This is a genomic window from Amycolatopsis balhimycina FH 1894 (genome assembly GCF_000384295.1).
In the GTDB taxonomy this organism is placed as follows: Bacteria; Actinomycetota; Actinomycetes; order Mycobacteriales; family Pseudonocardiaceae; genus Amycolatopsis; species Amycolatopsis balhimycina.
Genome location: NZ_KB913037.1, coordinates 4190242 through 4215038 on the forward strand (window position 1 = coordinate 4190242; position 24797 = coordinate 4215038).

Here is a 24797-nt window from a genome sequence, read left to right on the forward strand (position 1 = left end):
CATCGGCTGACCGGAGCACAGCCGTTGGTCGCCGCGCACCCACCGGGCGGCCACCCGGGTGTTACCCGCGAGTTTTTTCCCTGCGGCCGGATAACCTGGTTCGTTCCGCCGGACACGTGGGGAGAATCCGAATGTATGAAAAAATCGGCAATAAGATCTCGCAGGAAATTATCTCGAGAGTCGGGGCACCGGCCAGCCTGTATTCACAGTTCGAAGCGGTGAACGATTTCCCCGGCCTGCTTCGCGCGTTGCGCGAGACCGAGATCGCCTTCGCGAATCGCATTACCGTCGAGTTGGCCGGATACGAACTCGACAAGCCCATTTCCACCCAGAATGACCGCAGCGGGATAATCACCGACTACGCCGAGGTGTTGTTCTGCGCCTACGAAGCTGTCGCGACCGTTACCGGCGCCGTGCCGGACCCCTCCGGAGACCTCGCCGCGGTCGTCGGCACCCTCTCCGTCGCCAAGCCACTCGCCCGCACGCCGAAGACGTGCGACAGGGAAGTGGACTTCCTCAACGGCGTCGGCAACCTCCTCGTGCTCTCGCTCTGGGTTTCCTCGCTGAGCGACCCGGGACGCCGGCTCCTCACACGGCTGGCCACGACCAAGAAGCCCCTGAGCATCGGAACTGTCTACAAATCCGAACCGAGCAGCCTGCTCGCGAATCCGAACGCGCACGGCGTGAACGCGACGGCCGCGGCGGACGCCGGCCAGATGACCGAAGAGGAAGACGAGACACAAACCCGGAGCCGGCTGGCCAGAATCGCGCCCGGACACGGCGGGGAAAGCGTGCTGAGCGCGCCCGTGCACGCCCCGGAACTGGAAGAGCAGTGGAAGATCTTCGAGACACTTTCGGCGCGGGACGCGCTGATCGTCATTATGCGTGGATCGATCTCCTTCGACGCGGAGGGTCGCCCGTACTATTCACCCAGCCGGGTCGAGCTGATGCACGAACTGCTCCACATCCACCACAACGCACTGGGCGAGAACCGGGCGAACCTTCCGATGAACCAGAAGATGCGAGCCGTCTGGAAGGACGCGGAGGAGTTCTGGACCATCGCCGCGGGCGACCTCACCGAAAGCGATTTCGCCGTCGACCTCGGCCTGCCGAGGCGACGCTCGCACTCCGGCTTGCGGCTGTCCGGCCTCGACCCGCGATCCGCGGACGCACAGAAGTCCTTCCGGCAGCACTTCGAGTACCTGCCCGACTGACGAGTCCACTCAAGACTAGAAGCCGGACACCCGCAGCGTGATGTTCAGCCGCCCGTCGAGACCCAGCGCCGGGTCCGCCGTGCCCGGCAGCGTCTTCGGCACGCCGTGGTAGGCGAGCCGGGACGGGCCGCCGAAGACGAACACGTCACCCGAGCACAGTTCGACGTCGGTGTACGGGCGGCCGCGGGTTTCGGTGTTGCCGAAGCGGAACACGCAGGCGTCGCCGAGGCTGAACGACACCACCGGGTCGGGGCTGCGCTCGTCCTTGTCCTGGTGCAGCCCCATCTTCGCGGTGGCGTCGTAGAAGTTGACCAGCGCGATGTCCGGCGCGTACGCCTCGGACGGCTCGTCGTACGCGGCCGCCAGCGCGCGGCGGCCGAGGTCGCCGAGCCAGTCCGGGAACGGCGGCACCGGCGTCCCCTCGCCGGTCGTGCGCGAGTAGCCGTGCGGGTACCAGTGCCAGCCGAGACAGACGGACTTCACCGACATCACGCCGCCGTTCGGCAGCCGGGTGTGGCGGTAGCCGGACCAGCCTCGGCAGGCCGCGACGAGCGCGCGCTGCTCGTCGAAGCCGAGCCAGCCGGGGAGGTGCACGGCGCCGGGCGCGACCTCGGCGCGCGGGCGCGGGAGAAGGGCGTCCATCACCTCGATTGTGCCGGAGACTCCCGGTGCACACGGAACGTGACGTCCGCGGTCCCGGACAGCCGCAGGAGCCGCCCCGGCAGATCAGCGGGACGCTCCTGCGGCCGGATCCCCTCGCCTTGGGCCACCACCGTTCGACATTCCCACACCTGAATGTCACATGCCAGCGAGGATCAGCTACAAACGGGTCTCTTGACCACGGCGACGCCGGTCAGTCACGGAATGTCACGACAGTGACGCCGGCGTGGGCCGGAACGGGGTCGTTCATCGCGGCCAGCGCCGCCGGGACGTCGTCCAGCCCGATCCGGCGGCCGATCAGCGCGGCGAGGTCGATCCCGGCCGTCTCGACGACGCGCAGCAGTTCCGGGTACTCGTGGGCCTGCAGGCCGTGGACCCCGGCCAGCTCCAGCTCGCCGCCGACGACCCGGTGCATCGGGATCGGCGCGACGCCCTGCGCCGGCGGCATCAGGCCGGCCTGGACGTGCCGGCCGCGCTTGCGGAGGCTGCCGACCGAGGCGGCGCACGTCGACGGCGAGCCGAGGCAGTCGAGCGAAACGTGCGTACCGCCGCCGGTCAGCTCCCGGACGTGCGCGGCGACGGCTTCCGGGCCGTCGAACGCGGCCGAGTCGACGGTCAGCGCGGCCCCCGACTTCGCGGCGAGCTGGAGCGCGGACGGCGAGACGTCGACGGCGACGACCTTCGCGCCCGCCGCGACGGCCAGCAGCACCGCGGAGATCCCGACGCCGCCGCAGCCGTACACCGACACCCACTGCCCCGCGCTGACCCGGCCCTGCCGCAGCACCGCGCGGAACGCCGTGCCGAACCGGCAGCCCAGCGCCGCGGCCTCGGCCGAGCCGAGCGAGTCCGGCAGGGCCACCAGGTTCGTCTCGGCGTGCTCGATCGCGACGCGCTCGGCGAACGACCCCCAGTGCGTCGCGCCGGGCTGGAACTCGCGGTCGCAGATCTGCTGGTCACCGCGGGCGCACTGGGCACAGGACCCGCAGGCGCAGACGAACGGCACGGTGACGCGCGCGCCGAGCTCCCAGCCGCGGACGCCCTCGCCCAGCGCGACGATCCGGCCGGCGAGCTCGTGCCCGGCGACGTGCGGCAGCTGCACCGCGGTGTCGTGGCCCTGCCACGTGTGCCAGTCGCTGCGGCACACGCCGGTGGCGTCGACCTCGATCACCGCGCCACCCGGGGCGGCCACCGGCTCCGGCACGTCCCGCACCACGGGCGGGACCCGGAACTCCTCCATCACCACAGCTCGCATGGCGCGAGCCTAGTGTCGCGCGTCCGAGGTTCGTCGACAGCGCGGCGGCGAGGGCGAACGTCCTGAATGACTCATTCAGGACTTCGGAGGTCCTGAATGACTCATTCAAGACCTTTGGCCCGGGCTAGCGAGCCGGGCCGGGCAAGACTCTCAGTTGAGCACCGATGGCTGCGCGTGGAAGCGCGCTCTGTTCCGAGGCGGCCCGAGGAGCCTGCTGAGCGAGCCGTCCGGCACGTTCAGGATGTCCTCGAGATTCCGCAAGGCCTCCAACGATTCCGGCCGCTCCGGCCGGCACCGCCCGGACTGCCAGTGGCTGAGGGTGGCCAGGCTGACCGTGGTTCCCCTGCCGCGCAAGCGATAGCGGATCCGATCGAGGCCGAGGCCACGGGCCCGGATCGCCGCCCGCAGGGCGACGTCGAACGGCCCGGCAGCCAGCAGCCGGCTCAGCTCCGCCTGTTCCCCCCGGTCGATGGTGCGTGTTCGCTGACCGGTCATCACAACGCTCCGAAGCTCTGAGGCTTGTTCAGCCGTCGGCCGCCGCATGACTTTGCGCCTCAGCTGCGGTGAGTGGGCGGGGCGCGGCGACCTGACCAGAACAAGCCTCACTCCCGATTACGAACATTGGAGCGTAGGCGCAGCTTCGCAAGATCGGAAGGGCCCTCACCCACCTGCCTTGCGCACCTCGTCGGCGATCACGGCGAACGGTTCCGCATAGCCGGAGTTGATCGTGACGTAGGAAATCCCCCACCGCTCCCGCCACCGGAGAAGCTTTTCCGCGGCCTGCCCGGGGTCGGCGGGCAGGACGGTGACCGCACCGCCGGCGGCGAGCTCGGGCACGTCGACCCCGGCCCAGCGAGCGATCGCGGGTGACGGCTCGTCCCCGACGGCCATCAGGTTCAGGCTGAGCTCGATCTCGGGCAGCCGCGGGCCCGCGAGCGCGCGGAATCGATCCACAATGGACTGCGCTTCGGTTTCGGTGGTCTTCGGTCCCCAGCTGAGCGTGACGATGTCGGCTTCTTGCGCGGCGAGGGCCAGCATTTTCGGGCCGCCGCCGGCGAGCATCAGCCGTGGCCGGTCGGCCGTGCGCTTGAGGTAGGTGATCGTCTCGGCCATCCGTGTGATGCGCTCACCCGGTGAGGGGTACTCCCGCCCGAGCGTGCCGGCGTGCACCTCGCCACCGGGCCGTCCGATGCCGAGCCCGAGCTCGAACCGGCCGCCGGTCTGCTGGTGCAGCGTCCGCACCTGCCAGTCGAGCGTCCTGGCGTCGCGGAAGGGGTCGGCGAGCACGAAGGTACCGACGGTGAGGTCCAGGGTGACCGCGGCAGCGGCCCCGAGGAGGACGAAGGGGTCGGCGGTGCCGACGGGATCGGTGGCGAGCAGGGTGTCGAAGCCGAGCTTCTCGACCCGCTCGGCCTGGGCGGTCCATGACGTGAGGTCGGGTGCGTAGCCGGCGACGATGCCGAAGCGGAAGGGTTTCATGCCGCTCATGGTCGTGGCCGCGGCCTTGTCACCACATCCGCTTCACGACGTCACTCGCGCGTACGCGTTTCGCCCGACGTCATGAACGAGTCGTTCATGACGTCGGAGGTCAGGAACGAGTCGTTCATGACGTTCGCGACCGGCTCAGCGCAGGGTGACCGACAAGGCCTGCGCGATCTCCTTGCCGATGGCGTGCGTGGCCGCGTCGGGCGGGGAGCCCACCTTCACCACCATCGGTCCCCCGAACGGCTGACGCTCGACGACCTCGATGCGTTCGCCCAGGTTGATCGCGTGTTCCGTCAGGTACCGCAGCAGCTCCGGGTCGGTGTCCCAGACCCGCACGATCTCGCCGACCGCGCCCGGCGGGAGGTCGTCGAGGATGCGGACCGGTATTTCCTCGACGCTGCCGTCGGGGGCCGGGATCGGGTCGCCGTGGGGGTCGCGGACCGGGTTGCCCAGCTTCGCCGCGATGCGCTCGACCAGCCGGTCGGACACCGCGTGCTCGAGCGCGTCGGCCTCGGCGTGGACCTCGTCCCAGGTGTAGCCGAGCTCCGAAACCAGGTACGTCTCGATCAGCCGGTGCCGCCGCAGCACCGACCGCGCCAGCAGCCTGCCGTCGGCGGTGAGCTCGATGCCGCGGTACGGCACGTGCGTGACCAGGCCGAGCTGGGACAGCTTCGTGACCATCCCCGACGCCGAGGACGGGCTGACCTCCAGCCGGCCGGCGAGCGACGCGTTGGTGACCGCCTCACCCCGCTCGACCAGGCCGTAGATCACCCGGACGTAGTCCTCGACCGACGAGGACCGCCGAACCGAACCATCTCCCATACCGCATACGATACGGGGCGGCGTACTTTCTCGTGAAAGTTCACGTTCGCCAGCGGTAGCGGACCCAGCCGGGGACCGGCTCGGCGCCGAGCTGGGCGTAGAACGCCTCCGCTTTTTCGTTGCCGGCCTGCATGTCCCACTCGACGCGCCCGGTCGTGCGGGTGCGCAGCTCGTCCAGCAGCTCGCTGCCGAGCCCGTAGCGCCGGTGCGCGGGACGGACGAACAGGTCGTCCAGCCAGATCCCCGGCCGGGCCTCCCACGTGGAGAAGTTCCAGCTGCAGAAGGCGAAGCCGGCCACCGTGCCGGGCTCGCCGGGCGGGGTCGCGATGAGCACCCACGCCTTCGGGTCCGGCCCGAACAGGTGGCCGCTCATCTCGGCGCGGTCCAGCTTCAGGTCGTGGTTGTCCTCGTAGACGGCGTGCTCTTCGATGAGCGCGCAGATCTCTTCGATGTCTTCGAAGACGGCGTCGCGGACGGGCATCTCGCCTCCCGGTTTTGTCGGTGGTGGTCGTTACTGTCGGGCTTGAAGGAAGCGGAGGGGGTCGATGTCACCAGAGGAGAAGTTCGAGGACCTGGTCGAGGAGTTCACCGGACGGCCGGGCATCACGCCACCCGGCGCGACGAGTGGCTTCGGGCGCTCCGCCCTGCGCGCGCAGGGGCGGATCTTCGCGATGTTCGTCCGCGGGCAGCTGGTGCTGAAGCTGCCCAAGAGCCGGGTGGACGACCTGGTGGAGGGCGGGCACGGCGTGCGCTTCGACGCCAACAAGGGCACGCCGATGAAGGAATGGCTGGCGCTGGACGCGGGGTCGACGCAGCCCTGGTCCGCGCTGGCGGAAGAAGCGCTCGAGTTCGTGGGAAGGAAGTGAGTCATCACGCTTGATAACGCAGTTCGCCGCCGACGGCGGTGCCTTGCACGCGGAGTTCTTCAAAAGCAGGGTCGTCCAAAGCGGACTCGTCCAGGGGCGAACCGGACAACACGGCTAAATCGGCGAGCTTCCCGGGTTCGAGCGTGCCCAGGTCACGCTCCGCGAAGGTCGCGTACGCCGAGCCATACGTGTACGCGCGCAACGCCTGCTCCGGCGTCAGCGCCTCTTCGGGTGCGAAGGGCGCGCCGGACGCCGTGCGCCGACGCACCATGTCGGCCAGTGCGAGCAGTGGCGCGCCCTTCACGACCGGGCGGTCCGAAGACGCGGGAAGCACGCAACCCGCTTCGAGGACGCTTCGCAGGCGGTAGCACCAGGGGACGCGTGACTCGCCGAGGGCGGCGCGCATGCCGTCGCCGAGCTCGTTGACGAACCGTCCCTGCGGCGAAGCGATCAGCCCGAGCGAAGCGAGCCGAGTCAACTCCGTGGGCTGAAGCACCGCGCAGTGCTCGATGCGGTGTCGGTGGTCCGTACGCGGCGAAGCGGCCAACGCGGCTTCGTACGCGTCGAGGACGACGGTGATCGCGCGGTCGCCGATCGCGTGCGTCGCGATCTGCCAGCCCGCGTCGTGCGCGCGGCGGATCGTGTCCGCCAGTGACTCCTCGGGCACCTGGAAGTAGCCGCGGTTCTCCGGCTCGCCGTCGAACGGGTCGTGCATCGCGCAGGTGCGCCCGACGAGCGAACCGTCGGCGAACAACTTCATCGGGCCGACGCGCAGCCATTCGTCGCCCAAACCGGTGCGCAGGCCGAGGTCCAGGCCGAAGCCGGCGCCGTCGGGCAGGTCGTGCAGCACGCTCGCGGCGACCATCACCGTGCTGCGCACGCGCAGCACGCCGCGGTCGCGCGCGAGCTGGTACGCGGCCAGCTCGGCGGGCGTCTCGCCGACCAGCCCGCCGCCGATCCCGGCCTCCTGGACGCTGGTGATGCCCTCGGCCAGGTACTGCTCGGACGCGCGCTCGAGCCCGCGGACCACCCGCGAGACCGGCGTCGGGTAGGTCAGCGGCCGCAGCAGCAGCTGGGCCTGCTCGCGCAAAAGCCCGGTCGGCGAGCCGTCGGCGTGCACGACATCGCCGCCCACCGGCACGTTGGCCAGGTCGAGCTGGTCGAGCACGGCCGAGTTGACCACGGTCATGTGGCCGGACGTGTGCTTGAGCCGCACCAGCATCCCCGGCGCGGCGCGGTCGAGACCGTGCCGGTCCGGGTGGCCGCCCGCGAGCTTGTTCTGGTCGTACCCGCTCCCGACCACCCAGTTCCCGGGCGGCAGCGTCGCGGCTCGCGCGGCGACGGCGTCATAGACCTCCTCGACACTGCGGCAGTCGCTGAGCGGGACGTCGTCGAGGCTCATCCCGAACCACGCCATGTGGTTGTGCGCGTCGTGGAACCCCGGCACGACGAACCCGCCGGCCAAGTCGATCCGCGAGCGCGCCGAAAGGGAAAGGGCATCGTCCCCGAGCGCGACGACCCGGCCGTGCAGGACGGCGACTGCGCTGGTGACGCCGGTGCCCGTCCACACCGTGGCGTTCTCGTAGACCGTGTCGACCCGCATACCTCCAGAGGCTATCGATCGATCGATCGAACGTCTAGCATCGCCCTCATGCCCACCGTGGAGTTCGCCGTCGAGGACGGCATCGCGCAGATCCGGCTGAACCGGCCCGAGCGGCTGAACGCCGTCGCCGCCGTCCTGGTCGACGACTTCCTCGTCGCTCTCGACGCGGCCGCCCGCAGCGACGCCCGCGTGGTCGTCCTCTCCGGGAACGGACGCGCCTTCTGTGCGGGCCACGACCTCAAGGAACCCACCCCCGAGGGTGACTCGCGGGCGCGGCTGGACCGGCTTCAGGACGTCACGCGGCGGCTGCGCGGGCTGCGCCAGCCGGTCGTCGCGGCGGTGCACGGCTACGCGATCGGCGCCGGCGCGGAGTTCGCGCTCGGCTGCGACCTGATCCTGGCCGCCGAGGACGCCGTGTTCGCGTTCCCCGAGGTCTCGCTCGGCCTGAGCGTCACCGGCGCGGCGTCGCGGCTGCTGCCCCTGCTGGTCGGCCCGCTCAAGGCGAAGGAACTGCTCCTGCTCGGCGAGCGCTTCGACGGCCGCAAGGCCGCCGGACTGGGCATGGTCAACGCCGCCGTGCCCGCCGGGCAGCTGCAGGCCGAGGCGCTGAGCTGGGCGAAGCGGATCGCGGAGCACCCGCCCGAGGCGGCAGCCATGGCGAAGCGCGTCCTCGACGCGAGCACCGACATCGAGCCCGCTCTCGAACTCGAAGTCAGCCACGCCCTGATCACCGAGCACTCGGCCGCGGTCGCCGCGTCCACGGAAGCGTTCCGGAGCCGGGTGTGACGCCCCTCACCGAGATCGGGACCCTCGCGCAGCTCGTCACGCGGGCTGCCGCGCTGTGGCCGGACCGCACGGCCTGGGTGTTCGATCACCTGGACCGGACGTTCACCTTCGCCGACGTCGACCGCGAAAGCTCCCGGCTCGCCGCGGCACTGGCCGAACGCGGCATCGAGCCGGGCGACCGGGTCGCCGTGATGCTGCGCAACCAGCCGGAGTTCCCGCTCGTCTGGCTGGCGCTGGCGAAGATCGGGGCGCAACTGGTGCCGGTCAACACGAACTACCAGGAGTTCGACGGCGCCCACGTCCTCCGCCACTCCGGCGCGAAGCTGGCCGTCGCCGCCCCGGAGTTCACCGATCTCCTCGACCGGATCGGCCTCACCGAGGTCATCACGCCAGCGTCGCTTTCACGTGAAAGCGCCGACCTGGGGGCGCCACTTTCACGTGAAAGTGGCGCCTTCACCCCGGTGCCCGAGCTGCCGGTCAACATCCAGTACACCTCCGGCACCACCGGCGCCCCCAAGGGCTGTGTCCTGCCGAACCGCTACTGGACGACCCTCGCGGTGAGCCTGGCCACCGACTTCCCCGCGGTCGGCGAGGACGACGTCATCCTGACCGCGCAGCCGTTCCACTACATCGATCCACAGTGGAACGTCGCGTTGGGACTCGCCGGCGGCGCCACCCTCGTGGTCCTGGACCGCTTCCACCCGAGCACGTTCTGGGCGAAGGTGCGCGAGCACGGCGTCACCTGGTTCTACTGCCTCGGCCTGATGCCGGCGCTGCTGCTGCGGCAGGAACCGTCCGAAGCCGACCGCGACCACCGCGTCCGCGCGATCTGCGCGTCCGCGATCCCGCACGACCTGCACGCCGAGCTGGAGGCGCGCTGGGGTGTGCCGTGGTACGAGGCGTTCGGGATGACCGAAACCGGCGGCGACATCCGGATGACCGCCGCCGACCACGACGAGACCGTCGGCACCGGCTGCATCGGGCGGCCGAGCCGCGACCGCGAGGTGCTGATCGCCGGCGACGACGGGAAGCCGGTGCCGCGCGGGGAAACCGGGCAGCTGCTGATCCGCGGGATCGGGCTGATGCACGGCTACCACGACGATCCGGAAGCGACGGCGAAGGCGTTCGGGAACGGCTGGTTCCACACCGGCGATCTGGCCCGGATGGACACCGCCGGCCGCGTCTACTACGTCGGCCGCACGAAGGACATGATCCGCCGCAGCGGCGAGAACGTCTCCGCCGACGAGGTCGAGCGCGCCCTGCTGCTGCACCCCGCGGTGCGGCTGGCGGCCGTCGTCGCGGTGCCCGACGAGCTGCGCGGCGAGGAGATCAAGGCGTACGTCGTCTGCGACGGCGACCGCCCGGAGCCCGCCGAGCTCGCCGCGTTCTGCGCCGGAAAACTGGCCTACTTCAAGGTTCCCCGGTTCTGGGCGTTCGCCGAGGGGCTGCCGATGACGCCGTCGGAACGGGTCGCCAAGGGCGAGCTGCGGAAGGTGACCGACCCGCGCGCCGGGTCCTGGGACGCGAAGGCGGAAGCGTGGCTGTGAGCAGCCGGGAGCGGGTCCGCGCGGCGGCGGTGAAGCTGTTCGCCACCAAGGGCTTCCACGGCACCGGCATCCGGGATCTCGCGCAGGAGGCGGAACTCTCCTCGGCCAGCCTGTACCACTACATGGGCACCAAGGAGGATCTCCTCGCGGAGATCATGCACACGGCGCTGAACCGGCTGCTCGACGCGGCGCGCGAGGCGACCGCGGGCGGCGGCGACCCGGTGCACCGGCTGCGGACGCTGGTCGCGCTGCACGTCCTCGCGCACGCCGTCGGTCCGGCGGAAACCCGGGTGGTGGACAACGAAGTCGACGTGCTGTCCCCGGCCGCGCGCGAGCCCGTCGTGGCCCTGCGCGACGCCTACGAACGGCTGTGGGCCGCGGCCATCGACGAAGGCGTCGCGGCCGGGGTGTTCCGGGTGGCGCACCCGGCGGTGACCCGGCTGGCTCTGCTGGAGATGTGCAGCGGCGTCGCGAGGTGGTATTCCCCACGCGGCCCGCTGGCGCTGGACCAGCTCGCCGAGCACTACGCGGAGCTGGCGTCGAGGGCGCTGGGCTGCACCGCACCGCCCGGCGTCCACGACTTGGCACGCTGCCGGGAAATCATCGCGAAAGAGTGGGGCATGTCCGTTTAGCGGCGCTTTTACCTGTGTACGCCTTGCCCAGACGGCGTACGTGGGGGACGCTCGAAGGGTGACTGAGGAAACGATCCAACTGGAACTGGACGACTCGGGTCTCGCGCCGGGCCTCCCGGCGCCGGAAAGCCCCCGCGATCAGGTGCAGGATGTCCCTTATCGCCCCGTCGAGTTCCGCGATGACGATCTCCCCACCGCCCTGGCACGGTGCTCCGCGTGGCTACGGCAGGCCCAGGAGTGGCTGGGCGAGCCGCTCGATGTCCTGGCCATCCACCTCGACTACGACGACCGTCAGGGTTCGCCGTACTACGACGTGAAGCTCCTGTGCAACGAAGAGGACCTCGCGGGCGTCCCGATCGCCATTCGCAACAAGAAGTAAGCAAGCCGAAGCGCCGTCAAGGCCGCCGGGAAAAGGCGGCCTTGACGGCTTCTCGCGTTCTCAGCCCAGTGTCCCGCCGACCTTGACGTGCCCCTTGAGCAGGTTGCGGGCGATGGTGCGGCGCTGGATCTCGTCGGTGCCCTCGTAGATGCGCAGCAGCCGCAGCTCGCGGTACCACCGCTCGACCGGAAGCTCGCGCGTGTAACCCATGCCACCGTGGATCTGCAGGACGCGGTCGACGATTTCGTTGGCCTTCTGGCCACCGTAGAGCTTCGCCATCGACTGCGCGTGCCGCGAATCGACGCCCTGGTCGACCTGCCAGGCGGCGTGCAGCACCAGCCACCGCAGCGCTTCCAGCTCGACACCGGAGTCGGCGATCATCCACTGGATGGCCTGCCGCTCCGCGATCTTCTGGCCGAACGTCTCGCGGGTGTTGGCGTGCTCGATGGCCATCGAGATCAGCCGCTCGCACGAACCGATCGCGCGGGCGGGCAGCAGGTAGCGGCCCTGGCCGATCCACTGCATGGCCAGCTCGAAGCCGCGGCCCTCTTCGCCGAGGATCTGCGTCTCGGGCACGCGGACGTCCTGGAAGATCAGTGACGCCGGACCCCACTCGCCCATGGTGTCGATGTACTCGGACTTCCAGCCGGCCTCGCGGTCGACGAGGAAGCAGGTGACGCCGCCGTTCGCGCCCTTCTCCGGGTCGGTGATCGCGAAGACCATGGTGAAGTCGGCCTCGTTGCCACCGGTGATGAAGGTCTTCTCGCCGTTGATGACCCAGTCGCCGCCGTCCTTGCGAGCGGTGGTCCGGATGGCCTTGGCGTCCGACCCGGCGCCCGGCTCGGTGATCGCGAAGCACGACTTGCGCTCGCCCGAGATGGTCGGCAGCAGGTAGGTCTGCTTCTGCTCTTCGTTGGCGTGGAACAGGATGTTGTCCGCGGCGCCGCCGAAGCGGAACGGGACGAAGGTGCGGCCGAGCTCGGCCTCCAGCAGCGCGGCCATCACGGCGGACAGGCCCATGCCGCCGCACTCCTCCGGGGTCAGCACACCCCAGAAGCCGGACTCCTTCGCCTTGAGCTGGAGGTCCTTCAGCTCCTCGCCGGTCAGGCCGGGCTGGTGGGCGCGCTCGCGCCGCAGGACCTCCTGCTCGAGCGGGATCAGCTCCCGCTGGACGAACGTGCGGACCCAGTCGCGCACTTCCCGTTCTTCCGTGCTGAGTGAAAAGTCCATGGCGTGGCTGCTCCTCCGACACTGGCTAAGCGCTTGCTTAGTTCAGGGTACCTCCTGAGTACGGGGTAACCCCAGACCTCGGCCGGAATTCGTGACAACGGCTGCCGGGCCGGGAAAGATCGGAGACGTGATGGAGATCGTGGTCCGCTGGTCATCGCCGCTGCCCGCCGAAGAGCGTTTCCTGCGCCTGCTGGACGACGTCGAGCAGGGGCGGTTCGCCGCGTACCGCCAGGAGGCGGACAAGCGGCGGTTCCTCACCGGCCGCGTCCTGGCGAAGACGGTCGCGGCCGAGCGGCTGGGCGTCCCGGTCGAGTCGGTGAAGTTCGACGCGACCTGCGAGGACTGCGGCAAGCCGCACGGGCGCCCGCGGATCCCCGGCGCGGACCTGGCGTTGTCGATCTCGCACTCGGGCGACCTGATCGGCCTCGCGGCGACACCGTCGATCCCGGTGGGCCTCGACGTCGAAACGACCACCCGCCGAGCGGACGAGGGCCTGATCGAGTACGCGCTGAGCCCGGCCGAGACGGCGTCGCTGGCCGGCTTGCCGGCGGAGGACCGCGCGGCGGCGTTCTTCGTCTACTGGACCCGCAAGGAAGCGGTGATGAAGGCCACGGGCAAGGGCCTGCGCATCCCGCTGAAGAGCATCACGTTCTCCCGCCACGACGAACCGGCCCGCCTGGTCTTCTCGGGCGACGCTGCCCTGAACCCGGCGACGACGCGCCTGGCCGACCTCAAGGCGGCGGACGGCTACCGCGCGGCCATCGCGGTGCTGACCACCGACGAGCTGTCGGTCACCGAGGAACACTGGACCCCGTAGGAAGGCCCCCGGCTCAACCCCGGTCAGACTCCGGCGAGATCCTCCAGGCCCATCGCGGTCAGCAGGGTGCGGAACTTCGCCGTCGTCTCGTCCAGCTCCGCCTGCGGGTCCGACGCCGGCACGATGCCGCCGCCCGCGTACAGGCGCATCGACGTCGACGCGATCTCCGCGCAGCGGATCGCCACCGCCCACTCGCCGTCGCCCGCCGCGTCGACCCAGCCGACCGCGCCCGCGTAGTAGTCGCGGTCGAACGGCTCCAGCTCCTGGACCAGCTCGCGGGCCTCGTCCGTCGGGGTGCCGCAGATCGCCGGGGTCGGGTGGAGCGCGGCCGCGAGGTCCAGGGCCGTGACGTCCGGGTCGGCCAGCTCGCCCGTGATCGGGGTGCGCAGGTGCCAGATCGCCGGCGTCGTCACCAGCTCCGGCCCCGCCGGGACGTCCAGGCTCCGGCAGAACGGCCGCAGCGCCTCGACGACGTAGTCGATCACCACGGCGTGCTCGAGCTGGTCCTTGCGGGACGTCCGGAGCGCCTCGCCGTTCGCGCGGTCGGTGACCGGGTCGGCCGAGCGCGGCATCGATCCGGCGTGCGGCGAAGAAAACACCGTGCGGCCGGTGCGGCGCAGCAGCAGCTCGGGCGTGGCGCCGACCAGCGACCGCCCGCCGGGCAGCTCGGCCGCGTACGTGAAGTGCCGGGGATTGCCGACCGCCAGGTTGCGCACGATGCTCTCGGCGGGAACCGGCGAGTCGAACTCGAGGTCGAGCGCGCGAGCCAGGACGGCTTTGCGCAGCTCTCGCGAAGCCAACGCCGCCACCGCGGACCGCACAGCCTCCATGTGCTGCGAAGGAGACGGCACCGCACGCACCCGCACGGGCGCCGGCAGGACTTCGCGGGGCAGCGACGGCGCCCCTTCGGACCGGTGGACGGTCCGGGGTACGACGAGATAACCCGGCACCTTCGTGTCGGGCCCGGTGTCGAACGGCAGGACACCGACGGCCAGCGGGGCACCGGTCTCGGCCAGGACGCCCGGGATCACCGAGGCGAGCCGCCGGGGGTCCGTCTCGGTGACGGTCCGGATCGTGCCCTGCGCGAGCAGTGCGCGCTGGGCCGTCGTGAAGAGGAAGTCGCCTCGCTGGTAGCGGGCGGCGAGGTCAGCCGGGGTTGCCGGATCAGGTGAGCTCACAACGTCCAGCGTCCCAGGCTCCGGGAGATCCGCGAGGGAAGTGTCGCCAGCGACACTTCCCTCGCGGTCAGCTCCAGGGGATGAGGCTACTTGAGCGCGTCGATGAGCGCCTCGCGCTGGCGCTCGCCCAGGCCGGCCGCACGCCGGTCCGGGTCGATGCCGGCCTGCTCGAGCAGGGCGGCGACCTTCACCGCGCCGAGGCCGGGGACGGCCTTCAGCAGCTGGGTGACCTTCGTCTTCCCGATGGTCTTGTTCTCCTTGGCCTGCTTGAGCACCTTTTCGATGCTCTCCTTGCCGGACTTGATCGACGCGAGCAGCTCCGAACGCGCCTTGCGAGCCTCGGCGGCCTTTGCCAAGGCATCGGCGCGCTGCTCCGGAGTCAACGTAGGCAGAGCCAACGTAGTGTCCTTTCCTCTCAGGTCTCCGCTTTCGCGGCCGACAGCTTTTACGAGTGCTTGCTCCTGCAAGCGCTGCTCAGCCGTCTCTTGCCACGGGCCCAGTAAACGCCACCGGCTTCGTGCCCGTGCAACCGACACGCACTTATTACCCCCGGAGGTGATACCGGGCAACCCGCCCCGGCCTGCGGAAACGCTCCCAGCAATCGTCCGGGATGACGTCACTCACCCGGAAGTGAAGCTTCCACTACAGCCCGTTCTTGCGCACATTTCCTTGCCCATAAGGAAAACCCGAAAAATTGATGATCTTGATCATCGTCCGGTGGTCGCCCGATCGCGCGACGACCGTGACCGAACGGAGCCGTTGTTGACCATGTCCGCTTCACCCGATCCGCACTAGAGTCGGCGCAACCCCAGTTCACCGGCGAACAACCCCCGGGAGCGACCATGTTGAGCACCATGCAGGACGGCCAGCTCTCGCTGGCGAACCTGCTCCGTCACGGCACATCGGTGCACTCGGCGAGCGAAGTCATCACCTGGACCGGTTCAGAAGCCCGTCGCGAGACCTACGGCGACCTCGGCCGCCACGCCGCCCGCCTCGCGAACGCGCTCCGGAGCCTCGGCGTGACAGGCGACCAGCGGGTCGGCACGTTCATGTGGAACAACGCCGAGCACATGGCCGCCTACCTGGCCGTCCCGGCGATGGGCGCCGTCCTGCACACCCTGAACATCCGGCTGTTCCCGGAACAGCTCGTGTTCGTCGCCAACCACGCCGAAGACCACGTCGTCATCGTCGACGGCACCCTCGTCCCCCTGCTGGCGAAGCAGCTGCCGCAGTTCAAGACGGTCCGGCACGTCATCGTGGCCAACGGCGACGCCGCGTCCCTCGAAGCGCCCGACGGCGTCGAGGTGCACTCCTACGCCGAGCTCCTGGCCGCCCAGCCCGACACCTTCGACTGGCCGGACGTCGACGAGCGCTCGGCTGCCGCGATGTGTTACACCTCGGGCACCACGGGTGACCCCAAGGGCGTCGCCTACTCGCACCGGTCGATCTGGCTGCACTCGATGCAGGTCTGCATGACCGACAGCATGAAGCTGGCCCAGCACGACAAGGCCCTCGCCATCGTGCCGATGTTCCACGCGATGGCGTGGGGCCTGCCGTACGCGTCGCTGATGGTCGGCGCGTCGCTGCTGATGCCGGACCGGTTCCTCCAGCCGGCGCCGATCTCGGCGATGCTGGCCGCCGAGAAGCCGACGTTCGCCGGCGCGGTGCCGACCGTCTGGCAGGGCCTGCTCGCCCACCTCGAAGCCCACCCGCAGGACATCTCGCACCTGCGCGAGGTCGTCGTCGGCGGGTCGGCCGTGCCGCCGTCGCTGATGCACGCCTTCCAGGAGCGGCACGACGTCCCGATCCTGCACGCCTGGGGCATGACCGAGACGTCGCCGCTGGGCAGCGTCGCCCGGCCGCCGGCGTCGGCGACCGGCGACGACATCTGGAAGTACCGCTACACGCAGGGCCGCTTCCCGGCGTCCGTGCGCGCGCGGCTGATCGACGACGACGGCGCGGTGCTGCCGTGGGACAACGAAGCCGTCGGCGAGCTCGAGGTCCAGGGTCCCTGGATCGCGGCTTCGTACTACGGCGGCGCAGAGGTCGACCCGGACAAGTTCCACGACGGCTGGTTGCGCACCGGCGACGTCGGCAAGATCAGCCCGGACGGCTTCCTGACGCTGACCGACCGCGCCAAGGACGTCATCAAGTCCGGCGGCGAGTGGATCTCCTCGGTCGACCTGGAGAACCAGGTGATGGGCCACCCGGCGGTGGCCGAGGCCGCGGTCGTCGGCATCCCGGACGAGAAGTGGGACGAGCGGCCGCTGGTCGCCGTCGTGCTCAAGGAGGGCCAGAGCGTCACGCCGGAAGAGCTGCGGGACTACCTGTCCGACAAGGTCGCGAAGTGGCAGCTGCCGGAGAACTGGACGTTCGTCGACGAAGTGCCCAAGACCAGCGTCGGGAAGTTCGACAAGAAGCGGATCCGCGCGTCCTACTCCGAGGGAAAGCTCGACATCGCCCAGCTCTAACGGGTAAATCTCCGGCGTGCCCTGAGTTCCGTGAATGGCACATTGAGGGACTCTATGTCCCTCGATGTGCCATTCACGGACCTACGCGGAGGAGTACTGGGGATGCAGCGCACCAGGCGGAGCTTTTTGGCGCTCGCGGGAGCGGGCGCGGTGAGCGCGGTGGCGACGGCGTGCGGGTCGAACACCGGGCGGCAGGGTGACCCGCCGCCCTCGACGGCGTACTCGGCGGGGCCGCCGCCGTCAGACGCGCCGAAGGTCACGCTCCAGCAGTGGTACCACGCGTACGGCGAGGAAGGCGTCCAGGACGCCGTCAAGCGGTACGCCGCGACCTACCCCGCCGCGGCCGTGAACGTGCAGTGGAACCCGGGCGACTATGACTCGAAGATCGTCACCGCACTGCAGAACAGCACCGTGCCGGACGTCTTCGAGGCGCAGGTCAAGATCGACTGGGTGCGGCAGCACCAGGTCATCCCGCTCGACGACGTCATCGTGGCGGCGAAGGGCGACTTCAGCCCGGCCGTGCTGGCCGCGCAGACCGTCGAGGGCCGGGTCTACGGCATCCCGCAGGCCACCGACACGCAGGTGCTCTTCTACCGCAAGAGCCTGCTGCAGGCCGCGGGCGTGCAGCCGCCGCAGACGGTCGACGAGCTGGTCGACGCGGCCGCGAAGCTCACGAAGGACGGCATCAAGGGCTTCTTCGCGGGCAACGACGGCGGCGTCGGCGTGCTCACCGGACCGCTGCTCTGGTCGGCCGGTCTCGACTACCTGAAGAACGGCAACCGCGAGGTCGGCTTCGACGACCCCCGCGCGGCGACCGCCCTGGCGAAGCTGCACACGCTGAACGCCAACGGTTCCCTGCTGCTCGGCGCGCCGTCGGACTGGTCCGACCCGGGCGCGTTCGTCGACGGGCTCACCGCGATGCAGTGGACCGGGCTGTGGAACGTGCCGAAGATCCGCGCCGCGTTCGACGACGACTTCGGCGTGCTGCCGTTCCCCCGCCTCGACGGCAGCGGCGCGCCGTCGGTGCCGGTCGGCGCGTACAGCGCGATGGTCAACGCCAAGAGCGCGCACGTCGCCGAGGCCAAGGCGTTCGTCAAGTGGCTGTGGATCGACAACACGGCCGCCCAGCTCGAGTTCGCGACGAAGTTCGGCTTCCACGTCCCGGCGCGCCAGAGCCTGATCGACCGCGCGGACAACCTCAAGTCCGGCCCGGCCGCCGACGCGGCCCGGTTCGTCAAGGAGAACAGCCACCTCGTCGGCGGCCCGGTGTGGACGCAGCAGGCGAACACGGCGTTGTCCGACGCGGTCGCGAAGATCGCGAAGGAGGGAGCGGACCCGGCCGGGCAGGTCAAGACCGCCGTCGAGGTGGCCAAGGCCGAGTTGAAGCGCCTGTTCGGATGAAGGGGCGCGACGCACGCGCATTCTGGCTGTTCGTCGGGCCTTTTCTGCTCGGGCTCGCGATCTTCGCGTACCTGCCGATCGGCTGGAGCGCGTACCTGTCCTTCTTCGACGCGCGCAACACGGTCACGCCGACGCGGTTCGTCGGGCTGGACAACTACGCGCACATGCTCACCGACGAGCCGTTCCTGTCGAGCCTCGGCACGTTCAGCGTGTTCGCGCTGTTCATCGTGCCGCTGACGTTCGTCGTGTCGCTCGCGCTGGCGCTCGGCGTCCACCAGCTGCGGTTCGCGCGGGCGTTCTTCCGGTCGGTGTTCTTCTTGCCGTTCGCGTGTTCGTACGTCGTGGCGTCGCTGATCTGGAAGACGTCGCTGTTCTCGGGTGTCCGATATGGACTGGCGAACACGGTGCTGGCGGTCTTCGGCGTGGACCCGGTGGCGTGGACCGGGACGGTGCACCCGCCGCTGTACTGGGTGGTGCTGGTGACGGCGCGGCTGTGGCTGCAGCTGGGGTTCTACATGATCCTCTTCATCGCGGCGCTGCAGCGGATCCCCGCCCAGCTGTACGAAGCGGCGTGGCTCGACGGCGCCGAACCGGGGTGGCAGGTGTTCCGGTACATCACGCTGCCGCAGCTGCGCGCGACGGCGGTGGCGGTGCTGCTGCTGAACCTGATCAACGCGTACCAGGCGTTCGACGAGTTCTACAACATCATGGGCGACGCCCGCGGCTACCCGCCGTTCGCGCGGCCGCCGCTGGTCTACCTGTACTACACCTCGCTCGGCTCCGGCGGGCAGGACCTCGGCCGCGGCAGCGCGGGCGCGGTGATCCTGGCGCTGCTCATCGCACTGGTGACCCTGCTGCAGGGCCGGGTGTTCCGCTTCGGGCGTGCGTCGTGAGGGCGGCCCTGCGCTGGGCGGCGCTCATCATCGCGGCGGTGCTCTTCCTGCTGCCGTTCTACCTGCTGCTGCGCAACGGACTGGCGTCGCGGACGGAAATCACCGCTCCACAGTGGACTTTCTTTCCGTCCACAGTGCACTGGGAGAACTTCTCCCGCCTGTTCTCGCTGCCGGACGTGCCCTTCGCGCGCAGCTTGCTGAACTCCGCGCTGGTCACGACCCTGCAGACGACCGGGCTGCTGGTGGTCTGCTCACTGGCGGGTTACGGCCTGGCCCGGATCCCGTACCGGCACTCGCGGCCGGTGTTCTACGCGGTACTGGCGACGCTGATGATCCCGACGTCGGTGACGTTCGTGCCGAGCTTCGTCGTGGTCTCGTCGCTCGGCTGGCTGTCGGACTTCCGCGGCCTGGTGATCCCCGGGCTGTTCAGCGCGTTCAGCGTGTTCCTGTTCCGCCAGTACTTCCTGGACTTCCCACGCGAACTGGAGGAAGCGGGCCGGGTGGACGGGCTCAGCCGCTGGGGTGTCTTCTGGCGGATCGTGGTGCCGAACTCGAAGGGGTTCTTCGCCGCGATCGCGGCGATCACCGTGATCGGCAGCTGGAACGCGTTCCTGTGGCCGCTGATCATCGCCCAGTCCCCCGATTCGTGGACGGTCCAGGTGGCGCTGTCGGGCCTGCTGACGGCCCAGAACCCGCAGCTGAACCTGCTGTTCCTGGCGGCGGCGGTGTCGATCCTGCCGATCATGCTGCTGTTCGCGTTCCTGCAGCGCTACCTGGTCCGCGGGGTGGCGGACTCGGGCCTGAAAGGTTGAGTAACGTGATGCGCGGTCCGGGCGACTTCGCTGGGGACGGACAGAAACGGGTGCGGTGTGACCAGTTACGACCCTTATCAGCCCGAGCGGCAGGGACCCGCCCCGGTCGACCCGGCGTGGCAGCAGTACCCGCCGTCGGCGCCGGTGCCGCAACTGCCGCAAACGCCGCAAACGCCGCAACAATGGGGAACGCAGCCGTACCCGGTCCAGCCGTACGCCGCACAGCCGTATGCCGCACAGCCGTACCCGATGGCCGCGTACCCGATGCTGCGCACGAGCGGCATGGCGGTGGCCGGCATGGTCGTCGGCATTGTCGCCCTGGTCATGTTCTGGGTCCCCTTCCTCGACCTGCTCCTGGGTTTCCTGGCGATCGGCCTGTCCTGGGCCGGCATGCTCCAGGCCGACCGGCCGGGTTACACGGGCAAGGGCATGGGCATCGCGGGGCTGGTGTGCGGCATCATCGCGGTGATCCCGGCCCTGGTGATCATGCTGTTCTTCTTCGGCTTGTTCGCCGCGGCCGGCACCGCGTGCGGCATCGCCTGCTGAGCCTCGACGGCCTCGCTCAGCGGCGGAAATGACCACGACCTTCGGCGGTACACCCCACCCCGAATGCTGTGACAAAGTGGATTGAACTGTCACGGTGAATGTTTTTCACGTTCACCCCGCGTCCACCCACGTCCGGCATGGTGCCGGTCAACCGAAAAGACTGGGGAGCGAACACCATGGCCGAACTCACCCGTCGCACCTTCGCGACCGCGGGCGCCGCCGGGCTCGGGCTCCTGTTGTGCACGCCTACCGCGAACGCCCTCGACCGCGCCCTGCGGCTCACCACCACGCGATCGGTGACCACCCAAGGCACCACCCTCGACCAGGTCGCCACCCCCGTCGACGCCGGGACGGCCTACACCCGCCTCCAGGGCGGGCCCGGCTGGCCACTGGTCGTCCGGAGCGACCTCGCCACCCCGAAGACCGGCCGCGACGACCGGCGCCGGGCCCTCAGCGCGTTCGTGCAGTTCACCGATCTCCACATCACCGACGCCGAAAGCCCCGCGCGGTTCGAGTACCTGCACCCCTTCATCGGCTCCGCGCACCGGCCGCAGGAGGCGCTCGGCACCGCCGCCACCAGCGCGCTCGTCGAGCGCGTCAACAGCGTGCGGCAGGGCCCGTTCACCGGGCGGCCGTTCGACCTCATGGTCACCACCGGCGACAACACCGACAACCACGAGCTGATCGAGCTCGACTGGTTCCTCAAGGTCCTCAACGGCGGCAGCGTCACGCCGAACTCCGGCGACCCGAACGCCTACGAGGGCGTCCAAAGCTCCGGCAACCACGAGTTCTGGAACCCGGCCACCCCCGGCCAGGACGCCTACACCGCCAAGGGTTTCCCGCAGCTGCCGGGCCTGCTCGAAGCGGGCATGAAGACGTTCACCGCACCGGGCCTCGACGTGCCGTGGTTCTGCACCTTCGGCAACCACGACGACAGCGTCGTCGGCTCGCTGCCGGCGCACATCCCCGGCATCGACGCCTGGTACACCGGAAAGTACAAGGTCATCGGCAAGGACGAAACCACGTCGAAGAAGCTCGCCGACGCGATCAAGAACGGCTCGAGCGTCCCGGTTGCCGAGCTGTTCGGCGGCGAGGGCACCGTCCGCGAGATCACGCCGGACGCGCGTCGCCGCCCGTTCAGCACCGCCGAGTTCGTCCGCGCGCACCTCGACACCGCCAACACCGGCCCCGGTCCCGTCGGGCACGGCTTCACCGGCGCCAACGCCGACGGCCAGAACGTCTACTACACCTTCCGGATCGCGCCGGGCATCACCGGGATCAGCCTCGACACCACCACCGACGCCGGCTTCGCCGACGGCTCGATCGGCCTCGCGCAGTACAGCTGGGTCGAGTCGACGCTCAAGCGCAACAGCTCGGCGTACTACGACTTCTTCGGCCGCAAGGTCACCCACGCCGTCACCGACGAGCTGTTCATCCTGTTCAGCCACCACACCAGCGGCACGATGGGCAACGTGCTGCCGGACTCGCGTCACCTGCTCGACCCGCGGCTGGACGGCAACGCGTTCGTCGCGCTGCTCAAGCGGTTCCCGAACGTGCTGGCCTGGGTCAACGGCCACACGCACCTCAACAAGATCACGCCGCACGCCGGGAACACGCCTCAGCAGGGGTTCTGGGAGATCAACACCGCGTCGCACGTCGATTTCCCGCAGCACGCCCGGATCGTCGAGGTCTCCGACAACGCCGACGGCACGTTGTCGCTGTTCACGACGCTGATCGAGGCGGAGGCACCGTACGCCGCCGACTACGGCGCCCGGACGCCGCAAGCGCTTGCGTCGCTGTACCGGGAGCTGTCCTACAACGACATCCACGCCAACCTCGGCCGCGTCGGCGCGGCCGAGGACCACAACACCGAACTGCTGCTCGTCAACCCGCTGAGCTGAGTCCGCCGCGGCCGCGTACGGCACAGTGGTCGCATGACCGATCCCGAGGGCACCCAGCTCTTCCACCGCTCCATGCCGTTCTCCGAACGCCTCGGCGTCGAAGTCCTGGAGCACGGGCCCACGCTCGTCCGCAGCAGGCTCAAGTGGGACGAGAGCCTCTGCACGCTCGGCGGCGCGCTGCACGGGGGCGCGCTCATGGCGCTGGCCGACTCGACCGGCGCCGTGTGCGCGTTCCTCAACCTGCCCGAGGGCGGGCGGGGCACCACGACCGTCGAATCGAAGACGAACTTCCTGCGCGCGGTGCGTTCGGGCTACGCCGTTGCGTCATCCAGACCACTGCACGCCGGCCGCAAGTTCGTCGTGGTGGAGACCGAAATCCACGACGACGACGGCAAGTTGGTCGCGAAAGTGACACAGACACAGGCCGTCCTGTAGGTACCTGTTTACATACCTGGCCGAACCGGCGAAAATCCCTGGCTAACTGGGTGGGCCTATCAGGGAGCCGGGATGCGGGTACGGGAGTTGTTCACTTTGTTGTCAGTGGTCGTGTTGACCTCGGTGACCGCGCAGGCCGCCGAGGCGGGACCCGCCCGGCCCGGCGACGACGAGGCGATCGACTACCACGAATGGACCGGTGGCCGGTTCCACGAAGGCGGCTTCGCCGGGGTCGGCCTGACCCGGGACGGCCTGCGCATCACGCACCCGATCGGCACGGTGGAGCACACCGAACCGGAGCTCGGCACGACGAAGACGTACGAGTACGGCCAGTGGACGTCGCCGTCGTACCGCCACGGCTTCGGCGCCACGCAGCTCGTCGCGTCGTGGAACGCGCGCACGCCGTCGAAGACGTGGCTGCAGGTGGAGGCGCAGGGCCGGACGTCGGCGGGCGCCGAAACCGCGTGGTACGTGATGGGCCGCTGGGCCAGCGGCGACGCCGACATCCTCCGCACCAGCGTCGACGGCCAGGACGACGCGAACGCCACGGTGGACGTCGACACGCTGGAGATGAAGACCGGCGTGACGCTGAAGTCGTACAAGCTGCGGATCAGCCTCTACCGCGAAGCCGGATCGGGCGAGACGCCGTCGGTGACGCTGCTGGGCGCGATGACTTCGGCGGTGCCGGACCGCTTCGAGGTGCAGCCGACGAAGCCGGGGCGCGCCACCGGGATCGAGCTGAAGGTGCCCGCGTACGCGCAGAACCTCCACAAGGGACAGTTCCCGCAGTACGGCGGGGGCGGCGAAGCGTGGTGCAGCCCGACGTCGACCGAGATGGTGGCCGAGTACTGGGGCAAGAAGCCGTCCGCCGAAGAGATGTCGTGGATCCCGGCGGGCTACGTCGACCCGGCGGTGGCGTTCGCGGCGCGCAACACCTACGACCACGCCTACGACGGCACCGGGAACTGGCCGTTCAACACCGCTTACGCGGCGTCGCGCGGCCTGCGGGGCCACATCACCCGGCTGCACTCGCTCAACGAGCTGGAGAACTACATCGCCCGCGGCATCCCGGTGATCACGTCGCAGTCGTTCCTGGCCTCGGAGCTCGACGGCGCCGGGTACGGCACGTCGGGGCACATCATGGTCGTCGTCGGGTTCACGAAGGACGGCGACGTGATCGCGAACGACCCGGCGACGAGCAGCGACGACCGGGTGCGCAACGTCTACAAGCGCGACCAGTTCGAGAAGATCTGGCAGCGCACCAAGCGCTACCGCGCGGACGGCACCGTGGCAGGCGGCCCCGGCGGCGTCGCGTACATCATCACCCCGGCGTGAGAAGTCCGTGAATGGCACATTGAGGGACTTAGAGTCCCTCAATGTGCCATTCACGGACTTTCACCAGGTCGCGCCGGCCTGCTGCCGGGTCGTGCGGTTGATCCGGTTGAAGAAGCCGGTGAGCGCGATGTTCAGCGTGATCGCGGACAGCTGCTTCTCGTCGAAGTGCTTGGCCGCGGCCGCCCAGATCTCGTCGGTCACGCCCGGCTCGCCGTCCTGGATCCGGGTGGCGGCTTCGGTCAGCGCGAGCGCGGCCCGCTCCGGCTCGGTGAAGAACGGCGTCTCGCGCCAGGCGACCACGTTGTGCAGCCGTTCCTCGGTCTCCCCGCGCTTCTTCGCCGAGTGGACTCCCCCGTAGACGCACGGGGCGCAGCCGTTGATCTGGCTGGCCCGCAGGTGGACCAGCTCGAGCAGCAGCGGGTCGACGCCGCCGGCCTGCACCGCCTTGACGATCTGCTGGATGGCTCCGAACACCTCGGGATCGCCCGAGCTCCGCAAGCGTGGTTCCATCGTTCCTCCATCGGTTACCTGT

Annotated in this window: 26 protein-coding genes; 15 read left to right on the forward strand and 11 right to left on the reverse strand. The window is 69.8% G+C overall.

What is annotated here, in order from left to right; translation table 11 throughout:
• Positions 1-131 precede the first annotated feature (131 nt).
• On the forward strand, positions 132-1214 hold the full coding sequence (locus tag A3CE_RS0118380; RefSeq protein ID WP_125591904.1) for a hypothetical protein: 1083 nt from the start codon (positions 132-134) through the stop codon (positions 1212-1214).
• A gap of 15 nt (positions 1215-1229) precedes the next feature.
• On the opposite strand, the gene A3CE_RS0118385 is transcribed toward A3CE_RS0118380, so the two are convergent.
• The 6 genes from A3CE_RS0118385 to A3CE_RS0118410 all read right to left on the reverse strand — a co-directional run bounded on the left by A3CE_RS0118385 (position 1230) and on the right by A3CE_RS0118410 (position 5914).
• On the reverse strand, positions 1230-1856 hold the full coding sequence (locus A3CE_RS0118385; protein ID WP_020641573.1) for an alpha-ketoglutarate-dependent dioxygenase AlkB family protein: 627 nt from the start codon (positions 1854-1856) through the stop codon (positions 1230-1232).
• 211 nt (positions 1857-2067) lie between these two features.
• A complete protein-coding gene (locus A3CE_RS0118390; protein ID WP_020641574.1) occupies positions 2068-3126 on the reverse strand; it encodes a zinc-binding dehydrogenase in 1059 nt (352 codons plus the stop codon).
• Positions 3127-3276: 150 nt separating this feature from the next.
• Positions 3277-3621: a hypothetical protein gene (locus tag A3CE_RS0118395; protein WP_020641575.1), complete on the reverse strand. Its 345-nt coding sequence runs from the start codon at positions 3619-3621 to the stop codon at positions 3277-3279.
• Between the two features lie 165 nt (positions 3622-3786).
• On the reverse strand, positions 3787-4605 hold the full coding sequence (locus tag A3CE_RS0118400; RefSeq protein ID WP_026468622.1) for an LLM class flavin-dependent oxidoreductase: 819 nt from the start codon (positions 4603-4605) through the stop codon (positions 3787-3789).
• 144 nt (positions 4606-4749) lie between these two features.
• A complete protein-coding gene (locus A3CE_RS0118405; RefSeq protein ID WP_020641577.1) occupies positions 4750-5433 on the reverse strand; it encodes a metal-dependent transcriptional regulator in 684 nt (227 codons plus the stop codon).
• Between the two features lie 40 nt (positions 5434-5473).
• Complete coding sequence (locus A3CE_RS0118410; protein ID WP_020641578.1) at positions 5474-5914, reverse strand: GNAT family N-acetyltransferase; 441 nt, start codon at positions 5912-5914, stop codon at positions 5474-5476.
• A gap of 64 nt (positions 5915-5978) precedes the next feature.
• On the opposite strand from A3CE_RS0118410, the gene A3CE_RS57420 reads away from it, so the two are divergent.
• The gene (locus A3CE_RS57420; RefSeq protein ID WP_020641579.1) at positions 5979-6299 is read left to right on the forward strand and encodes a hypothetical protein; all 321 of its coding nucleotides are present in this window, start codon (positions 5979-5981) and stop codon (positions 6297-6299) included.
• 4 nt (positions 6300-6303) lie between these two features.
• Here the strand turns inward: A3CE_RS57420 and A3CE_RS0118420 are convergent, their stop codons facing one another.
• The gene (locus A3CE_RS0118420) at positions 6304-7902 is read right to left on the reverse strand and encodes an amidohydrolase (protein ID WP_020641580.1); all 1599 of its coding nucleotides are present in this window, start codon (positions 7900-7902) and stop codon (positions 6304-6306) included.
• A 48-nt stretch (positions 7903-7950) separates the two neighbouring features.
• On the opposite strand from A3CE_RS0118420, the gene A3CE_RS0118425 reads away from it, so the two are divergent.
• The 4 genes from A3CE_RS0118425 to A3CE_RS0118440 are packed head-to-tail and all read left to right on the forward strand — an operon-like array spanning position 7951 to position 11246.
• Entirely contained in the window at positions 7951-8688 is a 738-nt protein-coding gene (locus A3CE_RS0118425; protein ID WP_020641581.1) for an enoyl-CoA hydratase/isomerase family protein, read from the forward strand.
• Positions 8685-10235, forward strand: a complete 1551-nt coding sequence (locus A3CE_RS0118430) for an ATP-dependent acyl-CoA ligase (RefSeq protein ID WP_020641582.1) — start codon at positions 8685-8687, stop codon at positions 10233-10235. Before A3CE_RS0118425 ends, A3CE_RS0118430 begins: the two co-directional genes overlap by 4 nt.
• Positions 10232-10867, forward strand: coding sequence for a TetR/AcrR family transcriptional regulator (locus A3CE_RS0118435; RefSeq protein ID WP_020641583.1), 636 nt, complete (start codon positions 10232-10234; stop codon positions 10865-10867). Before A3CE_RS0118430 ends, A3CE_RS0118435 begins: the two co-directional genes overlap by 4 nt.
• Before the next feature lie 58 nt (positions 10868-10925).
• A complete protein-coding gene (locus A3CE_RS0118440) occupies positions 10926-11246 on the forward strand; it encodes a hypothetical protein (protein ID WP_020641584.1) in 321 nt (106 codons plus the stop codon).
• Positions 11247-11306: 60 nt separating this feature from the next.
• Here A3CE_RS0118440 and A3CE_RS0118445 read toward each other — a convergent pair whose 3' ends face one another.
• Entirely contained in the window at positions 11307-12476 is a 1170-nt protein-coding gene (locus A3CE_RS0118445; RefSeq protein WP_020641585.1) for an acyl-CoA dehydrogenase family protein, read from the reverse strand.
• Positions 12477-12606: 130 nt separating this feature from the next.
• Here A3CE_RS0118445 and A3CE_RS0118450 point away from each other — a divergent pair, with 130 nt between their 5' ends.
• Positions 12607-13293 (forward strand): 4'-phosphopantetheinyl transferase family protein, encoded by a 687-nt coding sequence (locus tag A3CE_RS0118450; RefSeq protein ID WP_020641586.1) that lies wholly within the window; start codon positions 12607-12609, stop codon positions 13291-13293.
• A 23-nt stretch (positions 13294-13316) separates the two neighbouring features.
• Here A3CE_RS0118450 and A3CE_RS0118455 read toward each other — a convergent pair whose 3' ends face one another.
• Both A3CE_RS0118455 and mihF read right to left on the reverse strand, forming a co-directional pair.
• A complete protein-coding gene (locus A3CE_RS0118455; protein ID WP_020641587.1) occupies positions 13317-14471 on the reverse strand; it encodes an isochorismate synthase in 1155 nt (384 codons plus the stop codon).
• 86 nt (positions 14472-14557) lie between these two features.
• Positions 14558-14869 (reverse strand): integration host factor, actinobacterial type, encoded by a 312-nt coding sequence (mihF, locus tag A3CE_RS0118460; protein WP_026468624.1) that lies wholly within the window; start codon positions 14867-14869, stop codon positions 14558-14560.
• 444 nt (positions 14870-15313) lie between these two features.
• Here mihF and A3CE_RS0118465 point away from each other — a divergent pair, with 444 nt between their 5' ends.
• The 8 genes from A3CE_RS0118465 to A3CE_RS0118500 all read left to right on the forward strand — a co-directional run bounded on the left by A3CE_RS0118465 (position 15314) and on the right by A3CE_RS0118500 (position 24265).
• On the forward strand, positions 15314-16942 hold the full coding sequence (locus A3CE_RS0118465) for a long-chain fatty acid--CoA ligase (protein WP_020641589.1): 1629 nt from the start codon (positions 15314-15316) through the stop codon (positions 16940-16942).
• A 102-nt stretch (positions 16943-17044) separates the two neighbouring features.
• The gene (locus A3CE_RS0118470; RefSeq protein ID WP_026468625.1) at positions 17045-18343 is read left to right on the forward strand and encodes an ABC transporter substrate-binding protein; all 1299 of its coding nucleotides are present in this window, start codon (positions 17045-17047) and stop codon (positions 18341-18343) included.
• A complete protein-coding gene (locus tag A3CE_RS0118475) occupies positions 18340-19236 on the forward strand; it encodes a carbohydrate ABC transporter permease (RefSeq protein WP_020641591.1) in 897 nt (298 codons plus the stop codon). Before A3CE_RS0118470 ends, A3CE_RS0118475 begins: the two co-directional genes overlap by 4 nt.
• Before the next feature lie 29 nt (positions 19237-19265).
• Positions 19266-20048, forward strand: a complete 783-nt coding sequence (locus tag A3CE_RS0118480) for a carbohydrate ABC transporter permease (RefSeq protein WP_051183921.1) — start codon at positions 19266-19268, stop codon at positions 20046-20048.
• Positions 20049-20105: 57 nt separating this feature from the next.
• Complete coding sequence (locus tag A3CE_RS0118485; RefSeq protein ID WP_026468626.1) at positions 20106-20594, forward strand: DUF4190 domain-containing protein; 489 nt, start codon at positions 20106-20108, stop codon at positions 20592-20594.
• 176 nt (positions 20595-20770) lie between these two features.
• Complete coding sequence (locus A3CE_RS0118490; RefSeq protein ID WP_026468627.1) at positions 20771-22495, forward strand: TIGR03767 family metallophosphoesterase; 1725 nt, start codon at positions 20771-20773, stop codon at positions 22493-22495.
• Between the two features lie 33 nt (positions 22496-22528).
• A complete protein-coding gene (locus tag A3CE_RS0118495) occupies positions 22529-22930 on the forward strand; it encodes a PaaI family thioesterase (RefSeq protein ID WP_020641595.1) in 402 nt (133 codons plus the stop codon).
• Between the two features lie 72 nt (positions 22931-23002).
• On the forward strand, positions 23003-24265 hold the full coding sequence (locus tag A3CE_RS0118500) for a peptidase C39 family protein (RefSeq protein WP_185839816.1): 1263 nt from the start codon (positions 23003-23005) through the stop codon (positions 24263-24265).
• Positions 24266-24325: 60 nt separating this feature from the next.
• On the opposite strand, the gene A3CE_RS0118505 is transcribed toward A3CE_RS0118500, so the two are convergent.
• Positions 24326-24775 (reverse strand): carboxymuconolactone decarboxylase family protein, encoded by a 450-nt coding sequence (locus A3CE_RS0118505; RefSeq protein WP_020641597.1) that lies wholly within the window; start codon positions 24773-24775, stop codon positions 24326-24328.
• Positions 24776-24797 lie beyond the last annotated feature (22 nt).